Genomic DNA, 23,447 nt, shown 5'->3' with positions numbered 1-23,447 from the left:
GGTCGCAACTCCTTCCCGCTTGTCGGCATCATCCGAACGAATGAAGACGCCTGTCAGCGGGCTTCTTAGGTTTGACTTTCAATTGACTGCAAAATGCAGGGCAGCGTCCGAATTATGTCGTCCAAGGCCAAGGGGGCCATCAGCATCTCGGGGTAGGTTACAAGGCCGCAAAATATGGAACGCGTTAAAGTCCCCGGCGGAAAATACTCTCGAATGGACGGTCAGGAGCTTTCTGATTCACGACGTGATTCCGGAGGTCAATTCTCCGAAATCGTCGACGTTATAAAACGGCACAGGATTTTAATCGGCGCCATCGCGGTACTCGGTACTTTCGTAACTGTCATTGCCGCCTTAGCCGTCCCGCCCTCGTACACGGCAACAGCTCAGATCGTGATGGACGCTGGCCCGCGCGATCCGAGCTCAACACGTACAACCATTTTCGAAACCGTCGATCCGACCGTGATCGACACGGCTATCGCTATTCTAACTGCCGAGGATCATTTCCGTTCTGTGCAAGCCAGCTTGGCCGATCACCCGGTCTTTCAATCGGACACGCCGGAAAAGACGTCGGCACTGAGGAGTTCCATCGGAAAACTACGGGCAGGGCTTCGTGCGTTCATCGGCTCTATCAAAAGCATTTTTTCTACACCGGATGCGCCGGAAGCTGGTGACGTACGGCCAGGCATTCCCAGCGTCGGGGAACTCAGGGCCCACACAACGGTCAGCCAAGAACGGCGCTCCCGCATCATCTCCGTCAGCTACACCGACAAGAATCCCCAAAAGGCGGCCGTCATCGCGAACCAGTTCGTCGATCTTCATATCGAAGAACTGAAGGATCAGAACCGGCGGGAGGCTGAACGGTTGCTCGGTTGGCTGGACCGGCGCCTAGTGGCGGTCAAAGCTGAGGTTCGCCAAGCGGAAGAGAGGGTGCAATCGTTCCGCATTGTCCATGGGACGAATAGCTCCGAGGTGGACGCTGAACTAATCGCCCAAACAAGGCGGCAGCTTGCACGTGCGAAATCCGAGATAGCGGTAAGAGAGGCTGCCGTCGATGCTTCTCATGATGCCGGGGTCACAGGGCAAGAGAAGGCCGAAGGCAGCGGGATGCCGACTCCAGAACCAGCTTCGCCCGGCAACCTGGAAAATGAGCCTCCGCAGGCGCGGCTGGACAATGAGACGGAGGTTGTTCGCGCACAATCGTCGATGCTGGAGGAATATCTGAAATCACTGCAGAGCGGCGCCGCCGACCGCCTCGGCTCTGAAACCGAACTTCGCTTCCTCGAGCGCCAAGCAGCCTCCGCCGCAGAACATTACGACAGTCTTCTTCGACGCAAGCAGGAAATAACCGAGGAGCAAGATAACTCGACAGTGGCAGCGCATGTCCTCGCATCTGCCCGAGCGCCTTCCCGCCCGAGCTCGATCAACCCGATCCTCTTCATTCCGGCAGGACTGATCGCCTTCTCGGCGTTTGGAGTGGCTATCGCAGTTTTTCTCGAGCGTATGGACCGTACGCTGCGGAGCGAACGCGATGTGGTCGAGGCCCTAGGGGTCTCCTGCATAGGCCTCGTCCCGGATATTCCCCGGGCTTACCGCCGCCGAAGCGCTCGTTATCTGTTCGATGGAGTCTCGTCGGCTTATGGCCAGGCCATCTACTCCATCGTGGCCGCAACGCTCCAGTCGGCTGGTCCGAGGGCCGAGCCGATGGTTATCCTCGTGACGTCCAGTGTACCAGGCGAGGGCAAGACGACGCTCGCCACTGGCTTCGCAGCCTGCGCGGCGCGCCTTGGCCGCCGCGTGCTCCTGATCGACCGCGACCTCCAGGATCCCGATGGCGCAGAGGCATTCAAAATGGTCGTGAACGAAAATGCATCCACCCATCCCCCACTGGGACATACAAGTGCCGGGCCGATTGGCCGAATCCCAGATTTGGAATGCGACTATCTTCCAGTGCGCCGGACAGGCGCCGATCAGCCTTCGGTTGCTGCAGCGCAGAAAATCGTGGAGATTTGTCAGCGGCTGCGTGAAAGCTACGATTGCGTCATCATCGATGGCCTGCCGACCTTCACCGCGGAAGCCCGCGTCCTTTCGACTGTGGCCGACAAGGTGATCTTCGCGGTGCGCTGGGGAAGCACCAGACGCGAGGTCGCCGACAATGCCCTGCAGCAACTGCGGCACTCCAATCGATTCGAGAGTCTGAGCAATGTTTACGCGGTGCTGACGCGCGTCCATCTGAAACAGCATGCACGGTATCGGCTCGGGGACATGGGTGAATTCCTGGATAGGCATCAAAGACAGTATTCACGCTCCGGGCTTTGGAGTTGACCGAGCTCATTGTCTACCGCTCACGGATGGCGATCAGCTCTCTATGCGTTACCGCCTAAGCAGGAGCCGAACTTTGCGGTGGTGCTTTGTTTCCCCTGGATACAGATCGACGCAGGTCCTCGGCGGCGATACTCGCTCTTCAGGTGGCGCTGAAGCACAGATAGCCCATCTCGCCACGGCTCTTGCGGGCCTTGGGCACGAGGTGGGCCTCATATATGGCGACGGGCAATCAGGGTCTCTCATCAAGATTTCGGGGGTCACCTGCATCGAGGCGGCACCAGCGTGGCGATCTCCTGCAAGTCTCCCGGCATTCTGGCGCGCCATGGACATGTTGCGCCCGGATGTTCTCTATGCGCGCCTTCCAACCGATTTTCTTTGCCTCATGGGCCTTTTTGCCAAATGCCACCGGGATACGCGCTTCATGTATGCCTTGGCCCATGATCTTCATTGCTCGCCTTGGACCGCGTACGATCACAAGAAATGGCTTCACGCTCCGCTATTCAGCCTTGCCTTGCGAAGTGCCGACGTGATTGCGGTTCAGCACTGCCAGCAATCGGCTAGCCTCAATCCGCATTTGCGGGAGCGCGCGGCGCACGTGCCAAATCTGGTGCGCTCGGTTCGCGAATACCCTCGCGTCTACGACACGACCACCATTGATGCGATCTGGATTGCGAAGATCCGAACGAGCAAACAGCTCCATCTGTTCGTGGATTTGGCGGAAGCTCTGCCCCGCCTGCGCTTTGCAGTAGTAGGCGGATTCGATCCCACGGTAGGCAGCACCATACAGGCAGCGCTCGAGCAGCGGATGTCCAGCCTGGAAAACCTGATTTTCTACGGCCCGCAGCGCGACGACAAGGTGCTCTCTCTGCTTTCTGAAAGCAAAATACTGGTAAATACATCCTGCGATGAGGGCTTTCCCAACACTATGCTTGAGGCGTGGAGCGTGGGGGTTCCGGTGGTGTCGTTGTCGGTGGATCCGGGAGGAGTGATCGAGCAGGAGGGAATGGGTTTCGTCAGCGGAACCGTGACCCAATTGGTCCATGATGTAGATGCGCTTGCTCGAACGAAGGCGCTCAATCAGAAGTACGGAGAAGTCGCGCTGTCCTATGTTCGTCGGCAGCATAGCCTCAAGGCGGTGTGCCAGGCCCTGGAAGGGGCTCTTCCCGGATTACGATCGGGCTTCGCACCGGGGCAGGAGCGTCATGTTACCGTCGAAGATGGGTGACGGGCGGTGCTGAATCTTCTTCGCATATTATCGCCGCCGATGAGCCTGCTGTATGGTGCCTCGGCCGTCCTGCTTGCGCTCCTGATGTCTTCCGTACTGATCCTGTGGGGCGATCCTCGGGCTCCGATCCTGGCCGTTGGTGGAGCCGGCGCTGCCGCTATCGGTCTCTATCTGATCCAACGGCCCCTGATCGCACTGAATGTCGCGATCTTCCTTGCGCTGATGCCGATGGAGCTTCGGTTCGAGATTGTCTACACTCTCGCTGTCAATTCGGCTCTCGCTCTAGCGTTGGGAGCGTGGCTGCTGAAGGTCGTCGTTCAGCGACAGCACATTCACTGGAACGCCGTATGCGTTCTGCTGACCCTCTATCTTGTCTGGGCGATCGTCACGCTGCTTTGGGCTCCAGATCTCGTCCTGGCCCGCAAGGAACTCGTCGCTTATGTCAGCGGGTTCATTCTGCTGCTGCTCATATCTGAACAGGTCAGATCGATCGCAGCCATAGACGGACTAATGCGCGTCCTGAAGGTGATGGGCTGGATCCTAGTCCTGGGCGGACTGCACGCAGCTTTCACGGGCGCTTTGCAGCCTGGCGAGAGGTTGCAGGTCCTGGGCATGAATGAGAACCTCTTCGGTGTGGCCCTAGTCCTGACGCTTCCCGGTCAGATTTGGCCGGTGTTGCGCTCGTCCGGCCCGAGACACACATTCCACTTGGTGCTCAGCATTTTCTTCATCCTTTGCACCCTGGGCCTCGTGGCTCTCAGCGGGTCCCGGGGAAGTTCCATCTCGCTCCTGCTCGTGCTGCTCGCGTTCTTCTTCCACAAGCCCATGAGGCCGTTCGGTATCGTGGGAGTAATACTGGTGGCTGGCTTGCTTGCCGTTGCACCCGGCATCACGGATGTCCTCGTCCAACGCTTCCAGGAACATGAGGGCGGAGACCTGGGAGGACGCGTTTTGCTGTGGCATGCCAGTTTGCTGCTTATACGGGACAACTTGTGGACCGGGGTGGGAATCGGCAACGGCCCATCCGAACTCCATCGATATATCGCTTCCCTGACGAGCACCTACGCTCATCGTCCGGATGTGCCGAGTCATAGTCCTCTACTCGAGGTAGCAGTAGAGACAGGCCTGCTCGGTATCTTCCTCTACGCTAGCGCCATAATTCTCGCCGTGTGGCAGTTCTTTTGGTACCGCCGCAGATTGTATACTCGCGATGCAATGATCGCAGGCTATTTTCCTCTACTGCTAGGTGTGTCCGTAGGTTACTTCGCTTCATGGTCGAAGGGCGGCGGCATGGATGCCCATCCGACATTCTTCATACTCCTGGGGTTGCTCGTGTTTCCGGCCGGATTGCTCACCCCGGGCAAGCCGCGTAGCCCGGACGCGAACTGAAAATTCTCTCCTCTCCAGAGCGCTGAGATCGGTCGCGTTAATCTGACAAAGCCTTTGATATCGTGGCTGCGTGCCGCATTTCGATACCAATTTGGGTGCTAGAGCTTTTGCCGGGAGAGATTTCAGGGGCTATTTATTTTTAGAGGTCACAACATGACTGACATGTTGACGGCGACGCACGCTAGCAGGGCGTCGATCACAAGCTCCGTAGCCATTCCCACAAATCATGCTATGACGTTACGGAAGTTCATTGCAAGTAGAATTTGCAATGCGATCTGAGGTTGAAGAATCTTCTTCGGTTTTAGAATCGTTTATGGAAGTTATGGTTCGCAGCGACACTATGACGCCTTCATCCCTGCATCCGATTTCGGGCAGGATTGCTGAGCTTGGGTCGGCTGACGTAATCGATACTGTGGCTGATATACATACGACGACTTTGCTTTCGTTCTATCGTCGGCAAGTCAACCGGAAGCGACGCCCTGATATCATACGATGTCCACAACATCCTGTTGAAGGACATCGCTATGGCCAGCCTTCACGATCTACCAGCACAAGGTATGAGTTTGCGCAATTCCTCTCAACAATCCGGGTCGCCGCGACTTAGCATCGTGACGGCTCTGGCTTCATTCCGCTCTGCCCTCATGGGCATTGGCGTCATGAGCGGCGTCATCAACGTTCTTGCACTTACCGGCTCGTTTTTCATGCTCCAGGTCTACGACCGGGTCATTCCCGGCCGGAGCATGCCTACCCTTTTGGGTTTGGCCGTGCTTGCGGGGACGCTGTACACGTTTCAGGGAATTCTCGAACTCGTTCGATCGCGGCTGCTTGTTCGAGTTGGAAGGGGACTCGATGGCATGGTCTCCTCGCAGGTCTACGCAGCGTTGATGCGTTTGCCTCTTCGTACCAAGCTTCCCGGTGACGGTCTTCAGTCGCTGCGTGATCTGGATCAGCTTCGTTCGTTCCTGTCCGGGGCAGGTCCGACCGCGCTCTTCGATCTGCCATGGGTGCCACTCTATATCGGCATCTGCTTTGTCTTTCATTTTTGGATCGGCGTCACTGCGCTTGGCGGGGCGGCCCTGCTTTTTGGGCTGACGCTCCTGGCGGAAGCCCGCACGAAGGGCCCTACGCAGATTGCAGGCGGGCATGCCGCAATTCGCAGTTCCTTGGCTGAAGCCACTCGGCGTAATGCCGAGGTCTTGCAAGCCATGGGTTTTGGTCAGCGCGTTGCAAAACGCTGGTCGGCTACAAACGCAGAATACCTCGATGCTCACACCAAGGCGAGCGATGTCGCGGGAACCCTTGGAACGATCTCGAAGATCCTGCGCATGGTGCTGCAATCGGGCGTGCTGGCAATCGGCGCCTACCTGGTCATTCACCAGCAGGCAACTGGCGGCATCATGATCGCAAGCTCGATCATGATGAGTCGAGCCTTGGCCCCTATCGAGCTAGCCATTGCCCATTGGAAGGGTTTTGTAGCGGCGAGACAGGGTTGGAGCCGCCTGACGCGGTTGCTTGAACTCCTGCCGGAAGACCGAACCAGCGTTGTCCTGCCACCTCCTACCCGGTTACTGGCAGTAAAGGGCCTGAGCATCGCGCCGCCCGGGGTGCCGAAGACCGTCGTGCGAGATGCCACCTTCGCCCTGGCGGCAGGAAGCGGCCTCGGCATCATAGGACCGAGCGCATCAGGAAAGTCGTCCCTTGCACGTACCCTCGCCGGAGTATGGTCACCGGTATCCGGAACCGTCAGACTTGATGGTGCCACGTTGAACCAGTGGGAGGAGGAGGAGCTGGGCCAGCATATAGGATACCTTCCCCAGGACGTGCAATTGTTCGACGGCACCATTGCCGAGAACATCGCTCGCTTTCAGCCTGATGCACCTTCCGAGAAAATTCTTAGTGCCGCACGGACTGCGGGGGTCCATGATCTCATCGTGCGTCTCCCGGATGGCTATGAGACCCGCATTGGAGAGGCAGGCTCTGCCCTCTCGGCCGGCCAAAGGCAACGAATTGCACTCGCCCGCGCGCTCTATGGCGATCCGTTTCTTGTCGTTCTCGATGAGCCGAATTCCAACCTGGATGCGGAAGGAGAGGCCGGTTTGACCGCGGCTATCCAAGCTATCCGCGACCGTAATGGCATAGCCATCGTAGTAGCCCATAGGCCAAGCGCGCTTGCCAGCCTGGATCAAGTGCTTGCCATGGCGAACGGCCAGGTTCGGGCTTTCGGTCCAAAGCATGAAGTGTTGGACAAGGCTACCCGCTCGCTGACGAACGCTGTTCCGCTGAAAGTTGTCCCCGCGACAGAAGGAGGCGCTCGTAATGTCCGATGATGGAACACTCGCCAACAAGAAGACGATACGTCGGTACCTGACCATTGGCGTAGCATCATGCGTCCTTTTGATCGGCGGCGTGGGAGGTCTTGCTGCAGGCATCAAATTTTCGGGCGCTGTCATCGCTTCTGGAACGCTGGTGGTCAATTCAAGCGTGAAGAAGGTCCAGCACCCAACCGGAGGTGTTGTAGGTGAAATCAAGGTCCGGGAAGGAGACGCGGTGAAGGCCGGGGATATTCTCATTCACCTCGACGACACGGTCCCCCGCGCCAACTTGGCAATCGTAGCGAAGGGGTTGGACGAATTCGAAGCGCGTCTCGCGCGTCTCGTGGCCGAACGCGACGGCAACGACGAGATCACTTTTCCTGACGCGCTGGAACAAAGGATCGCGGATCCAATAGTTGCCCGCAGTATGTCCGGAGAAAAATCGCTGTTCGAATTTCGCCGAGACGCCCGCGCCGGACAGAAATCGCAGCTCAATGAGCGGATCGGCCAACTTGCCGACGAGGTCTCTGGGCTGACGCAGCAACGCGACGCTAAACGCCGAGAGATAGAACTGGTCAAAATCGAACTCGAAGGCGTCAGAAAGCTCTGGCAGAAAAAAATGGTCTCGATCCAGCGAATGACCGCGCTCGAACGCGATGCCGTGAAGCTCGAAGGTGAACACGGACAACTCACCTCCTCGATAGCCCAGGCCAAGGGTCGTTTGACGGAAATTGAACTGCAGATCATGCAGATCGATCAGGATTTGCGTAAAGAGGTCGCTACCGAATTACGTGAGGTCCAGGGCCAGATATCCGAGTTCGTGGAACGAAGGACGACCGCGGAGGATCAACTTAAACGCATCGACATTCGCAGCCCGCAGGACGGGATCGTTTACCAGCTTGCTGCACATACCATCGGAGGCGTCATAGCGCCTGGAGAGCAGATCATGCTCGTCGTCCCGACTGCCGACGATCTAACGGTCGAGGCGCGCGTTGCGCCGCAAGACATCGATCAAGTCTCACCGGGGCAAAATGCCGTGGTGCGACTTTCCGCTTTCAATCAGCAAACCACACCAGAGCTGACTGGCATTCTCTCCAATATTTCACCTGATCTTATGACCGATGAGCGCACTGGCCTTAGCTACTACAAGGCAAACATCCGACTTCCAGGGGATGAATTAGCTAAGCTAAAAGGTTTGTCGTTGGGTCCTGGTATGCCAACTGAGGTATTCTTTTCCACTGGGAGCCGGACAATATTGTCGTATATCGTTAAGCCACTCTCGGACCAAATTCAGAGGGCTTTCCGGGAGAGTTGATGCGCCGAAGCGGTTCTTAGCTAGGCAATTTCTAGTTTACCTTGCTGTGGTATGCCCGCAATCCGCAGATAGTCAGTCGATCGCCTGCTCCGCGCATTGGATCATGGTACGCTTGAAGGCGTGTAGTCCACGAGCCCGCCAAGCAACGGCGTGATCAATTTGATGTCGATCGCAAAGGGCAACGTCCCGCACGTCGCCAAGCCGAACACGATCAGAAACGGTTTGAGAGTCCTGGAAACGAAATCGTTCATGAGGCTCATGTTTTCACCTCGTATTCGCGGGGCAGCGGAGAGGCGGCGTTGCCGACAACCTGGCACCTTCGAGAGACAGGCGACAAAGAGCCGCCGCCTGCCATATCGCCATTGTCCCGAGGCTACTTGCCCATAGCCGCTTGAGCCTCGGCAATCTTGGCTTTCACAGCGTCCAGGTTGAAGCTTGCGCCCTTCTGCATTGGCGGGAATTCGACGGCAGACTTGGCAAGCTGCTCCACCTGGTGCTGGACAAATACGAAGCGCCAGAACTCGTATTTGAACCAATCGAAATATTGCAGCGACCCATCCTTGGTCCCGCTGTCTGGCCAGCCGGCCCGCTCGAACGGATCAAGGCGCAAGTTCGTGAGGTAGGGCGCGCGGAGACACTCGTCTTGCCGCCCAGCCAACCCTGCGGCTGGTCGATAAAGCGGAATTTGTAGTCGCCTATGCGGACGGCGCCAAGCTGACTTTCGCCGAAGTACCAGACCTCGTTCCTGTTCGACGGGCCCTTCCCCGTAAGCATGTCCAGCTGATTGTAACCGTCGAGATGAACCTTATAGGTATTTTCCCCGATCTTCTTGCCCGACTTCAACTCTTCGACAATGTTGGTATTGCCGGCGGCCGCGAGGAAAGTCGGGAACCAGTCAAGGCCGGACATGATCCCGTTTTCGACCTTGCCGTCCGGCGTCTTGCCCGGCCAGCGGACGATTGTCGGCACGCGGAAGCCGCCCTCCATGACCGTGCCCTTGCTCTGGGCGAACGGCGTCATTCCGCCATCGGGCCAGGTAAAGAGCTCGGTGCCGTTGTCAGTGGTGAAGACCAGGATCGTATTGTCCTCTTCACCGATGGCTTCCAGCTTCTGCATGACCGAACCGACGATGTCGTCTAGTTGCGCCATCCCGGCTTCCTGGATCGACCACCCATTGTCCGAATTGCGCAAGCCTTCGTACTTCGCCGACAGATGCGTCACGATATGCATGCGCGTGGGATTGAGCCAAAGGAAGAACGGCTTGTCGTCCGCCTCCGCCTTGTCGATGAAGCTGAGCGTCCGCTCGAGAATCTCGTCGTCGACGGTCTCCATGCGATCCGGACACAATTCGCCTGCATCTTCGATCCGTTGTTTTCCGACCTTCCCCCAGCGGGGATCCACGGCACTGTCGTCGACGTCGGCAGCCCAGCTGTGAATCATGTTCCGTGGTCCGAGCTGCGGCCTCAATTCCTGCGGGTAGTTCGGCTGGCAAGGATCTTCCATCGCGTCCAGATGGTAGAGGTAGCCGAAGAACTCATCGAAGCCATGCACCGTAGGCAGGAATTCGTTCTTGTCTCCGAGATGATTCTTGCCGAACTGCCCGGTGGCATAACCCATGTCTTTGAGCGCCGTCGCAATTGTCACCGCCTGCGCCGGAAGTCCGATCGGCGCGCCAGCCTGTCCGACGGTTGTCATGCCGGTACGGACAGGTAGTTCGCCGGTGATGAATGCCGCGCGGCCGGCAGTACAGCTTGCCTCGGCATAATAGTCAGTGAACATCATGCCTTCGTTCGCGAGCCGATCGAGATTTGGTGTCTTGCCCGCCATCATGCCGCGGTGATAGGCGCCGATATTCCACATCCCGATATCATCACCCATGATGACCACGATATTGGGTTGGCCCTGGTCCTGGGCCCCTACCGGTGCGCTCGACGCCATGAAGACGGCCGACGAGAGGCTGATCCAGAGTTTCCTAGACATCTTCATAGCGTTCCTTGTCCTTCTGATTGCCCTAGAGCTGGCAGGCTCTGCCTGTGTCGAAGCGCCGAAGCGGCCGGCAAGTGGGGCAGCATTGCCGGGCAGATTGTTTGCCAGGCAGGCGTATCAACCGTCTCCGGGGCTTCTTCAAAACTTATGACTCAAGCGCAGCGAGCCGCCATGGCTGGTGTACGTGTCTGAGAACGAACCCGAATATTGTGCGCGCACACTGAAGCCATTGTCGTTGGCGAGATCGACGCCTGCAGTCAGCCGTCCCACGACGTCCGCCAACGGCACCTCGCTGTCGAACGTGCCGATCCCGGCGGGTGCACTGGCCAGCCGCGCGGATGTATCCCAGCTGTCGATGCTGCTGAAGCTCACTCCGGCACCGGCAAACGCCCGCATCACCGTCGTCTCGTTCACCTCCACGCGTGTGCCGACCTCGACCGCCGGCGTCGCATGGAAGCTCCATTGGCCGGCATCGTCGACCTGCAGGTCGAGCATGCCGGCGCCCGACTCGCGATAGCCGCTGGCATGCGAGTAGATCAGGTCAAAATCTACCAGCGGCCGCACGTAATAAGGGTCCTGCGCGAAGGTGTAGGCGGCGCGCACCCGGGCGCTTAGATTGTAGACGTCCGGATCGCCCTCGGCCCGAGCCTCGAAGCCCGGAATCCGGATCAGGCGCGTGTTGTCGTACCAGCCGTAGCTGCCGGCGACGGCGCCCGACAGCAGCCATGGGCCGATCTCATGCTTCAGCGAGACGCCGGCATAGAGGGTGTCGCCATCGGCGTTGACCCGGCCGTCGTCGCCGCGAATGTCGCTGCGGTCATAGCCGCCGGCGAAACCGACGAACCAGTTCGGCGCCACCTCGAACTGGGTCCCGGCCCGAAGAGCGTAGGTCGTCGCATCGAAGCCCGATATGCCGCCGCTGGCCTTCTGGTCGAGCGCTTGTACATCGGCCTGGGCCCAGGCGCACTCCGTCTCGACCAGCATCGAGGTGCTGCCGGCAAACATCGGACAGCTCAACAGCAGATCGAGACGCTGCTGTGTCATGGCGATACTGCCGGCCGCGGCAGCGCCCGAAACGCCGGGTGACATGTCGGACAGGGCGGATGCGTAGCTGTCCCCGTCGTCGTCGGCGAGGGTGCCGAGCGTGCCGAACAGCGTGCCGAAGGGACCGCCTCCGGCATCCCATATCTTCTGCAGATGATCGGCGATCTTGTCCTGGTCGTCATTCAGCGAGAAGTCCGGCTCGGCGAAGTGGGCACCGGCAGCCGAGACCGACAGCTCGTTTCCGGCCTGGCTGATGACGTAGTCATAGAGCGCCGATTCCGCGTCCAAGGAATGGTCCAGCGCGCCCTCGGCGGTGAGGAAAGACAGTGTGAGGCCGGGTAGGACGCTAATGGCGTTCACCGCGAGCTTGCCGTCCAGCATGGCGTCGCCGGCGATGGTCAGGTGGTCCATGCGGGAGCCGACAAAGTCGGCATCGAACGCCAGAACGCCGTTCGCCTCCTGCGTTAAATCACCACCGACCCGTGTCGCCTCCAGCACTCCGGCGGCAGAAGCGACCTTCTCGACGTCGTTGCTCGCCACGGTCGGACCAAGCGGCACGCCACCGACACCGCCTACTTGCAGGAGGCCGCCGTTCATCACATTCGCGTCGAGCAACTCGCCGGCCAGGAGGACCCCGCCAGCGTTTTCCAGAAGGCCTAGTTCGCCGACCTGAAGGACGCCATCGGCACTTTCCAGGCGAGCCGACTCCTCCGCGTCGCCGCGCAGGTCGACGTTGCCTTGGATCGTGCCGCCATCGGTCAGTTTGACGTTGAGCGTGGCGCTGCCGGTGTAGACAATCGCGTTGCCGGAATACGCCGAAATGCTGCCGTCCGAGACGTGTAGCGAGTTCGAAGAGCTTCCCTCGTCGACCCAGACGCCGGCACCCTGGGTGCTCGAGCCGCCGGTAACGATGGCGTCCGAGACCGTGATGGCAATCGTGCCGCTGCCCTGGCCGCCGGAATCGCTCTGGGCAAAGATGGCGATCGAGTTCTGACCGGTGGCAGAGACACTGCCACCCTCTTTGGAAATGGTTACATTACCGCTTTGAGCAGCCGCCGCATCGAGGTTACCGTTGGAGCCGGCAAAGCCGCCGCCGCTATCACCGCCGAAACCGCCGCCGCCGCCGATCGACTGGGCCAGGATGCCGAAGGCGTCGTCACCTGTCGTGGTGATGTTTCCGTAGTTGGCCGAGATCGTGACGTCTTCACCATCGCCGTAACTGCCAGGGCTGTTACCGCCGAGGGAGATCGGCGAAGTCCCCATGTGGCCACCGATGCCGCCGCCACCGCCGATCGATTGCAACACCACGGCATGCGCTCCGCTGCCATGAGTCGTGACGTCGCCGTCGAGGAAATTGACGGTGACCGTGCCGCCGTTAAGGACGCCGCCGCCCTGCCCGCCCAGGACGAGGGACGAGATGACGTCCGCATTGCCGCCGGCGACGCCGCCGATCCCGCCGCCGCCACCGATCGACTGTGCTACCAGGCCAAAGGCACGCGCGCCGTAGGTGGTGATGTCGAGGTTCGAGCCAGCATAGGGATCGCCGACCGTGACGGAACCACCGCTGCCGCTGGAGCCGCCTCCGCCGCCGACTACGATTTCGAAGGCGCCGTTCGGAAACACCTCCGCCGACTGGCTGTTGCCGGCTCCGCCGACACCGCCGCCGCCGCCGATCGATTGCACCACCACCGCGTGCGCGTCGACACCATGCGTCGTGACCATGCCGGTGACCTGCTGCCCGACGCCCAACTGCACGGCGCCACCGTCACCGGCGTTGCCTCCACCACCACCGGCGCCGCTGCCCACCGTGATCCTGCCTGTCGCCTTGTTGGAACCGTCGCCGCCCTGGCCGCCGCCGCCGCCGATCGACTGCGCCAGGAGACCATAGGCGGCGTAGCCCTGAGTGCTGATTGTGCCGATGCCATCGATGTTGACCGCACCGCCGGCGCCGCCGCCGCCGCCCTGGCCGCCGACGCCGACATTGGCCGAGACGGTTTGCTGGCTGCCGTCGGCGACGGCCGTGCCGCCGACACCGCCACCACCGCCGATCGACTGCGCGACGATGCCATCGGCCCAGTCGCCGACCGTGTTGACGGTGCCGGTGTTGGTGATATTGACCTCGCCGCCGGCGCCGCCCGTGCCGCCCTGGCCACCAACCGCGACGGACGTGGTGTAGGAGGCCGCACCGTCGTCGATGCCCTTGATCACATGCTGTATATCCTTGACGAAATCGATCCAGTTCGGATCGTCGAGCGAGCCATCGGCGCCGAAGCTGCCACCCAGGCCGCCGCCGCCGCCGATCGACTGCGCGAGGATGCCGTCGCCGTCGCCACCGAAGGTCTGGATGGTGCCAGCGTTGTCGACGGTCACCGTGTTGCCATCGCCACCACCGCCACCAGGCCGGCCGACCTGTACCGTGGCTATGAAGGGGCCGGCGGAAAGCGCGCCGGTACCGCCCTGCGAGGTGCCGCCGCCGCCGCTGATCGACTGAGCCACAATGCCCCGCGAGCCGGAGCCGACTGTCTGGATCTGGGCGAGTTCGGCGACCGCTACATCCACGGTGCCGCCGGTGCCGCCGCCGCTGCCCTTGCCGCCGAGGCCCAGGGTCAGTGTGGCGCTCTTGGCTTCGCCTAGATTGTAGGTCGAGCTGCTGCCCGCGCCGGCATCACCACCGCCACCGCCGATCGACTGCGCAACCACCGCGTTGGCATTGTCGCCGAAGGTGGCAACCGTCGTCGGCGAGGTCGCTGTATCGCCCACCTTGACGTTGACGGCCTCGGCATCGCCGGCGGCACCGCCGCTGCCGCCCAGGCTAAAACTCAGATCGATGGTGGGTGAGGTGGTTTCGGTGAACGGGATCGCTGCCGAGACGCCCAGCGCGGTGCCATCACCGCCGGTGCCGCCGCCGCCGCCGACCGACTGCGCAAGAATGGAATGCGAACCCGCGCCATAGGTGACGACCTCGCCGGCGGCGACAGTGACGTCGACCTCGCCGCCCTTGCCGCCGGCGCCACCGGCGCCGCCGACGGCCGAGGTCAGGTTGATGGTCGGGATCGGCGTCTCAGGATCCGGATCCGGAATGGAGAGGACGATCTGATCTACGGCGGCGGAGCCGCCATTGCCGCCACCACCGCCGATCGACTGCGCCACGATGCCATAGGCATTGGTTGCCTGGTCGGTGATTGCGATAGGTTGTCCATCTTCGGCGGCAAGGACCGCCGCGAGGAGGTTGCTCCCGGTCGTAATGCTGCTGTCTTGCCAGTTTACCGTGACAGCCTCGCCCGCACCGCCACCACCAGCCTTGCCGCCGACGGCGACCGAAGCGGCGATGTTGAGGCTGACGTCGAAGCCAAAGGCATTGCCGCCATTGCCGCCGCCGCCGCCGATCGACTGAGCAAGGACCCCGATGCTGTGGGAGCCTTGGGTCGACAACGTGCTCTCCGGATTGGCATTCACGATGACCGTGCCGCCATCGCCACCACCATCGCCGCTGCCGCCGATCGACAGGTCGACGAACGAGATGCCTAGGGAAGTGGCATTGCCGCCATCGCCACCGCCGCCGCCGATCGAATGAGCAAGGATGCCGTGGGCATTGTCACCCAATGTGGAAAGGGAGACGAAGTTGCCGACGTCCACCGTCACTGCTTGGCCGTCACCGCCGACCTCACCGCTGCCACCCACACCCAGATTCACGCCGAGGGACGCATCGAACGCATCACCGCCGCTACCGCCGCCGCCGCCGGCCGACTGCGCCACCACGGCGGCGGCGAAATTGCCGCTGGTACCGATGCTACCGGCATCGAGGTGAAGATCGACCGTGCCGCCATCGCCGCCGCTGCCGCCCTGGCCACCGACACTGGCGATGCCGACCGAGCCGGCGCCGCTGCCACCGCCACCGCCGATCGATTGCGCCCGCACGCCGGTGGCCGCGGCGCCCGTGGTCTTGACCGTACCCGTCTGCGTTACCGTAACGCTATTCCCGTTCGCAGTATTGTTTGCGGCCGCGTTACCGCCGATCGAGAGAACGCCCCCCGACACCCCGCCGGCCCCACCGCCCCCGGCGATCGACTGCGCCAGGATGCCGTACGAGGCGTAGCCGGTGGTGTTGACCGTGCCTGAATTGCTGATCGTCACGATGCCAGCGGTCCCGCCGGCCGCGCCGTCGCCGCCCAGGGAGACGGTTCCAGTGGAGATGCCGCCGGCGCCGCCGCCACCCGCAACCGACTGGCCCATCAGGCCGTAAGAATGCTCGCCGCCCGTCGTCACGGTGCCGGCTGCCGTGATGGTGACAGCTTCGGAGTCGCCGCCACGCCCGCCATCGCCGCCGGAGCCGCCCAGTACGCCGTAAAAATCGCCACCTGTGCCGCCGCCGCCGCCGAGCGACTGTCCGCCGATACCGACAGAGAAGTTGCCTTGCGTGGTGACGCTGTTCCCAGCTTCGGTGGTGATGGTGACCGTGTTGCTGTTGCCGCCATAGCCGGCGCCGCCAGCCTCGCCGACCAGGCCACCGTCGTTGCCGCCGTCCCCGCCAGTGCCGCCGACGCTCTGCGCCAGGATGCCGGAAGCCTCGCTGCCGTCGGTCGAGATGCTGGCCTGGTCCTTCAGGTCGACAATGATGATGCTGCCCAGTCCCCCCGGCCCACCGCTCGAGTTGTTCTCGGAAAAGCCGCTGCCACCGCTGCCGCCGGCACCACCGCGCGATTCGGCCAGGATACCCGACAACTCGTTCCCTGTGGTGACGATCGCGGCAGTCCCACTGTGGGTGACCGAGATGGTGCCGAGGCCGTCGCCGCCGCCTGCATTGCCGCCGACGCCGCCGCGGCCGTCGGTATCGTCATCGCCTTGCTGATTGCCTACGCCGCCATAGCCGCCCAGGCTCCGCGCGACGATGCCGCCGCCGCTCACCGGCTGCGAGGGGTCTTGGGAAAACACCGTGATGTCGGCGCTGTTCTGCACCGTCACGTCGCCGGCCGCGCCGCCGTTGCCGCCGCTTTCCTCATCATGATCCGAGTCGGCGCCGTTGCCACCCAGCGAGTCGGCTTTGATGCCGATCAACTCGTCGGACGTGCCATCGTCGTTGGGGACCCAGTAGATGTAGATCTCACCCGTGTTTGTCACCGTCACATTGTTGCCGTTACCGCCATTGCCCTGCCTGGCGGTGTCGTCATTGTTGCCGTAACCGCCCCAGCCGCCGTTGCCGCCGTTGCTGGTGGCGCTGATGCCGCGAGCTCTTTCAGAGCCTTGGAGGGCGCCGCCGCCTTGTGAACTCGGAGAACCCAGAAAAATGCCGTTGTTATTCGTGACGGTGACGACGCCGCCGTGCCCACCGTTACCGCCCTCCTGGTTCTCCGAGCCTTCGTTCCTGTCGGCACCATTACCGCCCGACGCATCGGCATCGAGACCGATGACGCCATAGTTCACTATGCCGTTGACCTCGATCCAGCCATTGTTGGTGACTGTGATCGTGCCTCCGTTGCCGCCTTCGCCACCATCGCCGTGCTCGTCGGGCGTTAGAGCCGAGGCGCCGCCGGACACGATCGAGATGACGATTACTTGGTCACTTGCCTCACCGGCCTGCCAGGTCAGCGCGCCCTCGTTGTCCAGCGTGATGTTGCCCCCGTTACCGCCATTGCCGCTGCTGCCGCTTTCGCCGACTTCGTTGGAGCCGGTGCCGCCGTCGGATGTCATCGTGATCAGCTGGTTTAGCCACGCATCGTTCTGGACGGTGATATTCGCCCCATTGTAGTCGTTCAGGTCGGGGCCAACGCCGCCTGCCTCGCCGCCCTCGCCTGCCTCGCCGCCCTCGCCGATGGAACCACCGTATCGCTGATCATTGATGACGGTGTCAGTGTAGTTACCCTGATAGCAGTTGTCCGCTTGAACACCGCTGGGACAGGTCGTCGGACTGATCGTCTGTCCTGCCGCCGGGACGAACGGCCACAGGCCGACGATGAAGGTCACGGATCCCAGGAGGCGCGCCCGGCGAGCGCGTTCAGCTTTGGATGGGGTCGACATGGTGATGTCCTCGCGGCGGTCGTTCATCGAGACAGGTGACTTCACCTCAGGGTTCGGCCCAGAGACGCAAAAGATTGGCACTGCATTTGAAGGCGAGATGAGTCTCCGGCGCCTGTGGCGCCTGCTTGTGCAGGAAGGCGCGCACCCGATCGAGTTCGAACAACAGTTCGCGATGCTGCTCGTCGCGCACGTAGCTTTGCGCCCAGGTAACGGCGGCCAGCCGTTCGCCTCTGGTCACCGGCATGACGCGATGCAGCGTGCGCGCCGGATAGACCACCGCCGAGCCAGCCGGCAGCTTGACTTTTTGCGCGCCCCACGGACTCTCGAAGTAGAGTTCGCCGCCATCATAGTCCGCGGGCTCGCTGATGAAGAGGGTGAGCGCGATGTCGGTGCGCTCCCGGCGCTCGCCGCCCATCAGTGGATCGTCGACGTGCAGGCCGTATTCCATGCCGGGCTTGTAACGGCTGATCAGCGGCGGGCGCACCCTGCGCACGAATGTGACGCTGCGAAAACCCTGGTGGCGGAACAATGCGTCGACGACCATCTGCTTCAAGGTCTCGGCAGATTTCTCGCCGCGCTTCAGCTGCTCGTTATGCTTGAAGAGCTTGGCGCGGTAACCGGCCGTGGACTTGCCATCCTCGAACTCCGCTTCAGTGACGAGCGCGCGGATCTGCTGCAGTTCCTCTTGCGTGAGGACCTCGGTCAGGATGTTGAGCATGGCAACCAGTGCACCTTCTTCGGTACCCAGAACACGTTGTCCGCTGGGTGTTCGTCCGGGCCTTCCGTGGCGAAACGTTCGGCGGGCTTGGCTTTTTGCTTGAGGACGATCAGGCCGGACGCGACTCGCTGGTAGTCCAATGGCTCCGTATCGCCGCGCAGCTTATCGGCTGTCTTGGACGGTTCAGCCTCGAAGCCGAGATCGCAGCCATTGGATTCCACGGACAGGAGGCAAGGCGTGCCTCGCCGAAGCAATGATCCCCGCCAGACCTTCTCGGTGCGAACGGCATGCTTCATCAGAAGATCCTAAGAAAAGTGTACCGGGATATGCCGATTTGGCGCCGCCATGTGCACAAGAGCGGCAGAAAACCTTGACCTGACGTCAGCAAAAGGGCACGTCTTATTCGATGAACAGGTCGATCTAGTCGATGAAACGACCGTTCCAGGCCGCGAGGAGCAAGGCAACGTTGATGGTGATCACGACCCTGCCCGTCATGACGGGCTGACTTGAGTCGTGGACGCAAGCGATCGAAGGCATCAGACGCCGATGGAATTCGGCGGAGCGGACGTCTCGCCGATGCGAGCGTCCGGGTTGTTCTGGCGGGCGCAAATTACCGGTTGGCTCTTCTGGGCGGTGTTTGGCGTCGTCAGTCGTACGGTTGTTTTCGGAGACCTTGCATTTGCGTTGACGCTGACCTCGATCGTCGAACCGCTTGGTTTTGCGCTTACTGCCCTTGCTCACCAAATGTTTCGGAACAAGATCGGGCGAGACATCACACTGAAGGTGGTCGTGGTTGCCGTGGTTCTTTCGATCGCGGGCGGGCTACTGCAGATGCTGACGGTAAACGCCATCAAGGACGTTCTGCCCTGGCGGGCCGAACCCGACATTGCGGCGCGTGTTGGGGCGATACCAGCGGTCTACTACACTTTGATCTTCCTGGGATGGTCGCTCGCCTATCTCTGGATCAGGGCTGAAGCCAATGCACAGGGAGAGCGGATCGAGCGCAGCCGGGCACAGCAGGCGGCCCTACAGACCGAGCTGCACCGGCTGCGCCTGCAGCTCGATTCACATCTCCTGTTCAACGCGCTGAATACCGTTGCAATGGAGATTCCCGAGGAGCCGGACACGGCACTCGAGATGACGCATCGCATCGCCGACTACCTGCGTTATTCATTGGCTCATCAAGATCAACGGGTCTGCCCCCTGGCCAACGAGATAGAAGCCATGTGCGACTACGTACGCATCCACGAGCTGCGGTTCGAAGGCCGCCTCGATTGCGTGGTCGAACTGGAACCGGACGCTGGACCGGTTCCAGTTCCGCATCTCATACTACAACCCTTGGTCGAGAATGCCGTGAAGTACGGCCTGTCCTCGCCGGCCGAGCGTTTCACAGTCGGCATTGTCGCTGAGAACAGGAACGACGGGCTTTTGATCGAGATAAGCAATCCGGGCCGGCTGACCATGCTTGAGCGCGACCGCCCGGGGGTCGGACTAAATAATGTTCGCCGGCGGCTGGAGTTGCACTATCCGCTCCGCCATGAACTGTCCCTTGTCGAGGCCGGCAACACCGTCGTCGCCCGCTTGAGACTATGGGGAACAGCATGCTTCGCGTGATCGTGGTCGATGACGAGCCGCCGGCCCGGCGCGGTTTACGGCGACTCCTGCAGGGCAACGAGGATGTCGAGGTTGTCGGTGAAGCCTCTACGCTGGATGAGGCTGGCGAGCTGACTCGCGCTCTCACGCCGGATGCTATTTTCCTCGACGTCGAACTCGGCTCCGAGAAGGGCTTCGACTTGATCGGACGGCTGGATCCGGTGCCGGCCATCATCTTCGTGACCGCGCATAGCAGCTACGCACCCCGGGCATTCGACGTCGCGGCGCTCGATTTCCTGCAAAAGCCGGCCTCTCGGCAGCGTGTTGCGTTGACCCTCGAACGATTGCGACATCGCCAGCTCATCCTCGCGGATGCCGATGCCCGGCGCTCCAATGGAGTGGCAGCACCGCCGGTCGCAAAACAAGCCGAGCAGCGAATCCATGTAAGGACCGCAGGGCAATTGGCGGTCATCCCAACGGACATGATCGTCATGCTGAGCGCCGAAGCGGACTTCACGCGCATCATCACGACGGATGGGCACGACTATTTGGTGTGCCGACTGCTCGGCCAGTTCGAGGCGGAGCTCCCAACCCCGCCATTCTTCCGCGTTAGCCGCTCGCTGGTGGTCAATCTGGATCGAGTCGAGCGCGTCAGATCGGATGGAGGCGGACGTTCGCTCGTGGCTTTCGGGCGGAGCGTCAAGCCGGTTGCCCTGGGACGCGCGGCAACGAAGCGACTGCGGCACATCCTTGCAGAATCGGCATGGACGGCCTTCCATCGACGTGAGGAGCTGTAGCACCTCCGATACCACCGTCCTGAGATGCCGGTTGTTGCCTGCTACTGTCGCAACCTGATTTCGATTCTTATATCGTTGCGTCGTTTCTGTGGCGGAGAGAGCGGGATTCGAACCCGCGAGACGGTTTCCCGCCTACACACTTTCCAGGCGTGCGCCTTCGACCACTCGGCCACCTCTCCGTATTGCCGACCCTAGAATTTTGCCGGCGCGGCTCATCTAGTCGATCCGGCCTCGAATGCCAAGGCCACAAAGTGCTATTGTCCGCGTTTCATGCCGACACGCTCGTCGAAGACGACGTCGACCGTCCCAATGCCAGCAAAATAGCCGAAGGCGATTGCAGAAAACGCCCCGCGGCCATATCTGTCAGTCAGAATCGACGAAGCGAAGGATCGCTATGTTCCGCTTCCTGTTCCGGCTGATGGCTACGTTCGCGCTGGCGGTGGCCGTCATCATGGCGGTGCTCGACGTAACACGCACCATTGCCGCTTCGCGGCTGGTGATCACCCCGCTCGGCGCAAGCTGGCGTGGCGTTTCGCCCGCGACCCTCGAACAGGTGCAATCCTTCGTCATGGAGAAAGCGCATCCGCTGATCTGGAACCCGGTCATGACCTTCATTCTCGATCTGCCCGGCTTCCTGGTCTTCGGCGTGCTCGCCTTCCTGCTCTATGCGATCGGCCACCGGCCGGAGCGGCGGATCGGCCGCTTTGCCGTGGAACGCTGACCTTACGGTGTCCGGAAGAGCATACAGCCAGGCAAGATCCGACCACCGCACGGCGGCAACCGGCCATTGGAAATGGCCGTGCTTCAACAACAGAAGGAGAAATGCATGTTTTTCCTCGGCGACCAATTGAACAAGAAGCTTGAGATGCCGAAGCCAGGCCAGGCGCTGCCCGGCCGCGATAGGCCCATACCGACTGCGAAGGAGCATTTCGTCTCCAAACGCCGCCTGCAAGGCCCCTACCCCGAGGGACTCGAGACTGCGATGTTCGGCCTCGGCTGCTTCTGGGGCGCGGAACGCCTTTTCTGGCAGACCGAAGGCGTCTGGGTGACGGCAGCGGGCTACGCCGGCGGCATCACGCCCAATCCCACCTATCAGGAAACCTGCACCGGCCTGACCGGCCACGCAGAAGTCGTGCTGGTCGTGTTCGACCCGAAGGTCGTCTCCTACGCCGATCTCCTGAAGACCTTCTGGGAGGCACACGACCCGACACAGGGAATGCGCCAGGGCAACGACATCGGTACGACCTACCGCTCCGCGATCTATACGTTCGGGGAGGCGCAGCACCAGGCGGCTCTCGCCTCGCGCGATGTCTATCAGGCGTCGCTGAAGGCTGCAGGCCGTGCCGCGATCACCACGGAGATCGCCCCCGCGCCTCCTTTCTATTTCGCCGAGGAGGAGCACCAGCAGTATCTGGCGAAGAACCCCTACGGTTATTGCGGGCTGAAGGGAACCGGCGTCGCTTGCGCCATCCCGCAGGCCTCCGCTCAACCCTCGGTCGCCGCCGAATAGCGGCGCGGGCCCCGGCCGCCCAGCGCGGCCGCCGCCTGTTTCCGCCTGTGAGGCGGGCTTCCCGGACACTCAAAATTCCGCGTGAGTTTTGTTTTTGGCCGTGCAAGATTGGCGCATGAGCGGGGGATAACATCACCCCTGCCATGTGCCGAGGCGGGCCGGCAGGCCGACCTGTGTCGAGGCACCCAGTAAAAACAACCGACAGGGTGTGGATCACATGAAACGTATTTTCCTCGGCCTCCTGGCCGCAACTGCGTTGTCCTTCTCGGCCTATGCCCAGGAGGTGAAGCCGGCGCTGCTCTACGATCTCGGCGGCAAGTTCGACAAATCCTTCAACGAAGCCTCCTTCAACGGCGCCGAGAAGTTCAAGGCCGAGACCGGCATCGAATATGTCGAGTTCGAGGTCTCCAACGCCTCCCAGCGCGAGCAGGCGCTGCGCCGCTTTGCCGAGGACGGCCGCAACCCGATCGTCATGGCCGGCTTTTCCTGGGCGGAGTCGCTGGAAAAGGTGGCGACCGACTTCCCGGACCTGAAGTTCGCCATCATCGACATGGTCGTCGACAAGCCGAATGTGCGCTCGCTTGTCTTCAAGGAGCATGAGGGCTCCTACCTCGTCGGCATCATGGCCGCCATGGCCTCGCAGACCAAGAAGGTAGGCTTCATCGGCGGCATGGACATTCCGCTGATCCGCAAGTTCGGCTGCGGCTATGTCGGCGGCGCCAAGGCTGCCGGCGCGACTGAGGTCATCCAGAACATGACCGGCGATACGCCGGCCGCATGGAACGACCCGACCAAGGGAGGCGAGATCGCCAAGACGCAGATCGACCAGGGTGCCGACGTAATTTATGCAGCCGCTGGCGGCACCGGCGTCGGCGTGCTGCAGGCCGCTGCAGATGCCGGCAAGCTCGGCATCGGCGTCGATTCGAACCAGAACGGGCTGCAGCCCGGCAAGGTGCTGACCTCCATGCTGAAGCGCGTCGATACCGCCGTCTACAACGCCTTCATGGACGGCAAGAACGGCACGTTCGAGGCGGGCATCAACAATCTCGGCCTTAAGGAAGGCGGCGTCGACTATGCGATGGACGAGAACAACAAGGACCTCGTAACGGAAGAGATGAAGGCTGCGGTCGAGAAGGCCAAAGCCGACATCATCGCCGGCACGATCACCGTCCACGACTATATGTCGGACGACAGCTGCCCGTACTGATACGGATCGGACGC

The 23,447-nt window shown here is 61.6% G+C and carries 14 protein-coding genes, 1 tRNA gene and 1 pseudogene; 10 read left to right on the top strand and 6 right to left on the bottom strand.

Translation table 11 applies throughout. The features are described 5' to 3' along the window. The first annotated feature begins 213 nt into the window (after positions 1-213). The 5 genes from D8676_RS02695 to D8676_RS02675 all read left to right on the top strand — a co-directional run bounded on the left by D8676_RS02695 (position 214) and on the right by D8676_RS02675 (position 8,563). Positions 214-2,322, top strand: coding sequence for a tyrosine-protein kinase domain-containing protein (locus D8676_RS02695; protein WP_183096943.1), 2,109 nt, complete (start codon positions 214-216; stop codon positions 2,320-2,322). Between the two features lie 202 nt (positions 2,323-2,524). Then, on the top strand, positions 2,525-3,547 hold the full coding sequence (locus tag D8676_RS02690; protein ID WP_245426584.1) for a glycosyltransferase family 4 protein: 1,023 nt from the start codon (positions 2,525-2,527) through the stop codon (positions 3,545-3,547). Between the two features lie 6 nt (positions 3,548-3,553). Further along, the gene (locus D8676_RS02685) at positions 3,554-4,936 is read left to right on the top strand and encodes an O-antigen ligase family protein (protein ID WP_147448138.1); all 1,383 of its coding nucleotides are present in this window, start codon (positions 3,554-3,556) and stop codon (positions 4,934-4,936) included. Between the two features lie 557 nt (positions 4,937-5,493). After that, positions 5,494-7,263 (top strand): type I secretion system permease/ATPase, encoded by a 1,770-nt coding sequence (locus tag D8676_RS02680; RefSeq protein ID WP_121579724.1) that lies wholly within the window; start codon positions 5,494-5,496, stop codon positions 7,261-7,263. Then, positions 7,253-8,563, top strand: coding sequence for an HlyD family type I secretion periplasmic adaptor subunit (locus D8676_RS02675; RefSeq protein ID WP_121579269.1), 1,311 nt, complete (start codon positions 7,253-7,255; stop codon positions 8,561-8,563). Before D8676_RS02680 ends, D8676_RS02675 begins: the two co-directional genes overlap by 11 nt. 101 nt (positions 8,564-8,664) lie before the next feature. On the opposite strand, the gene D8676_RS27190 is transcribed toward D8676_RS02675, so the two are convergent. The 5 genes and pseudogenes from D8676_RS27190 to D8676_RS26975 form a co-directional block, all read right to left on the bottom strand. After that, the gene (locus D8676_RS27190; protein ID WP_183096941.1) at positions 8,665-8,823 is read right to left on the bottom strand and encodes a hypothetical protein; all 159 of its coding nucleotides are present in this window, start codon (positions 8,821-8,823) and stop codon (positions 8,665-8,667) included. Between the two features lie 113 nt (positions 8,824-8,936). Continuing rightward, positions 8,937-10,501: pseudogene (locus D8676_RS02670) on the bottom strand (arylsulfatase). A 186-nt stretch (positions 10,502-10,687) separates the two neighbouring features. After that, positions 10,688-17,635, bottom strand: coding sequence for an autotransporter outer membrane beta-barrel domain-containing protein (locus D8676_RS27185; RefSeq protein WP_183096940.1), 6,948 nt, complete (start codon positions 17,633-17,635; stop codon positions 10,688-10,690). A 19-nt stretch (positions 17,636-17,654) separates the two neighbouring features. Continuing rightward, entirely contained in the window at positions 17,655-18,326 is a 672-nt protein-coding gene (locus D8676_RS02660) for a Fe2+-dependent dioxygenase (protein ID WP_121579268.1), read from the bottom strand. Then, positions 18,311-18,622, bottom strand: a complete 312-nt coding sequence (locus tag D8676_RS26975) for a hypothetical protein (RefSeq protein ID WP_147448137.1) — start codon at positions 18,620-18,622, stop codon at positions 18,311-18,313. The genes D8676_RS02660 and D8676_RS26975 overlap by 16 nt, the downstream gene beginning before the upstream one ends. 250 nt (positions 18,623-18,872) lie before the next feature. Here D8676_RS26975 and D8676_RS02650 point away from each other — a divergent pair, with 250 nt between their 5' ends. Continuing rightward, positions 18,873-19,940 (top strand): histidine kinase, encoded by a 1,068-nt coding sequence (locus D8676_RS02650; protein ID WP_121579266.1) that lies wholly within the window; start codon positions 18,873-18,875, stop codon positions 19,938-19,940. Continuing rightward, the gene (locus tag D8676_RS02645; RefSeq protein ID WP_121579265.1) at positions 19,928-20,716 is read left to right on the top strand and encodes a LytTR family DNA-binding domain-containing protein; all 789 of its coding nucleotides are present in this window, start codon (positions 19,928-19,930) and stop codon (positions 20,714-20,716) included. The genes D8676_RS02650 and D8676_RS02645 overlap by 13 nt, the downstream gene beginning before the upstream one ends. Before the next feature lie 89 nt (positions 20,717-20,805). On the opposite strand, the gene D8676_RS02640 is transcribed toward D8676_RS02645, so the two are convergent. Beyond that, a tRNA-Ser gene (locus tag D8676_RS02640) sits at positions 20,806-20,895 on the bottom strand. A gap of 215 nt (positions 20,896-21,110) precedes the next feature. On the opposite strand from D8676_RS02640, the gene D8676_RS02635 reads away from it, so the two are divergent. The 3 genes from D8676_RS02635 (at position 21,111) to D8676_RS02625 (ending at position 23,433) form a co-directional block, all read left to right on the top strand. Further along, positions 21,111-21,437 (top strand): hypothetical protein, encoded by a 327-nt coding sequence (locus tag D8676_RS02635; protein ID WP_121579264.1) that lies wholly within the window; start codon positions 21,111-21,113, stop codon positions 21,435-21,437. 105 nt (positions 21,438-21,542) lie between these two features. Further along, the gene (msrA, locus tag D8676_RS02630) at positions 21,543-22,226 is read left to right on the top strand and encodes a peptide-methionine (S)-S-oxide reductase MsrA (protein ID WP_121579263.1); all 684 of its coding nucleotides are present in this window, start codon (positions 21,543-21,545) and stop codon (positions 22,224-22,226) included. A 217-nt stretch (positions 22,227-22,443) separates the two neighbouring features. Then, complete coding sequence (locus D8676_RS02625) at positions 22,444-23,433, top strand: BMP family ABC transporter substrate-binding protein (RefSeq protein ID WP_121579262.1); 990 nt, start codon at positions 22,444-22,446, stop codon at positions 23,431-23,433. Positions 23,434-23,447 lie beyond the last annotated feature (14 nt).

Source organism: Mesorhizobium sp. YM1C-6-2 (genome assembly GCF_003666685.1).
Lineage (GTDB): Bacteria > Pseudomonadota > Alphaproteobacteria > Rhizobiales > Rhizobiaceae > Mesorhizobium_K.
Note: the sequence above shows the minus strand (reverse complement) of the source record. Positions and strands in the feature narration are given on the sequence as shown.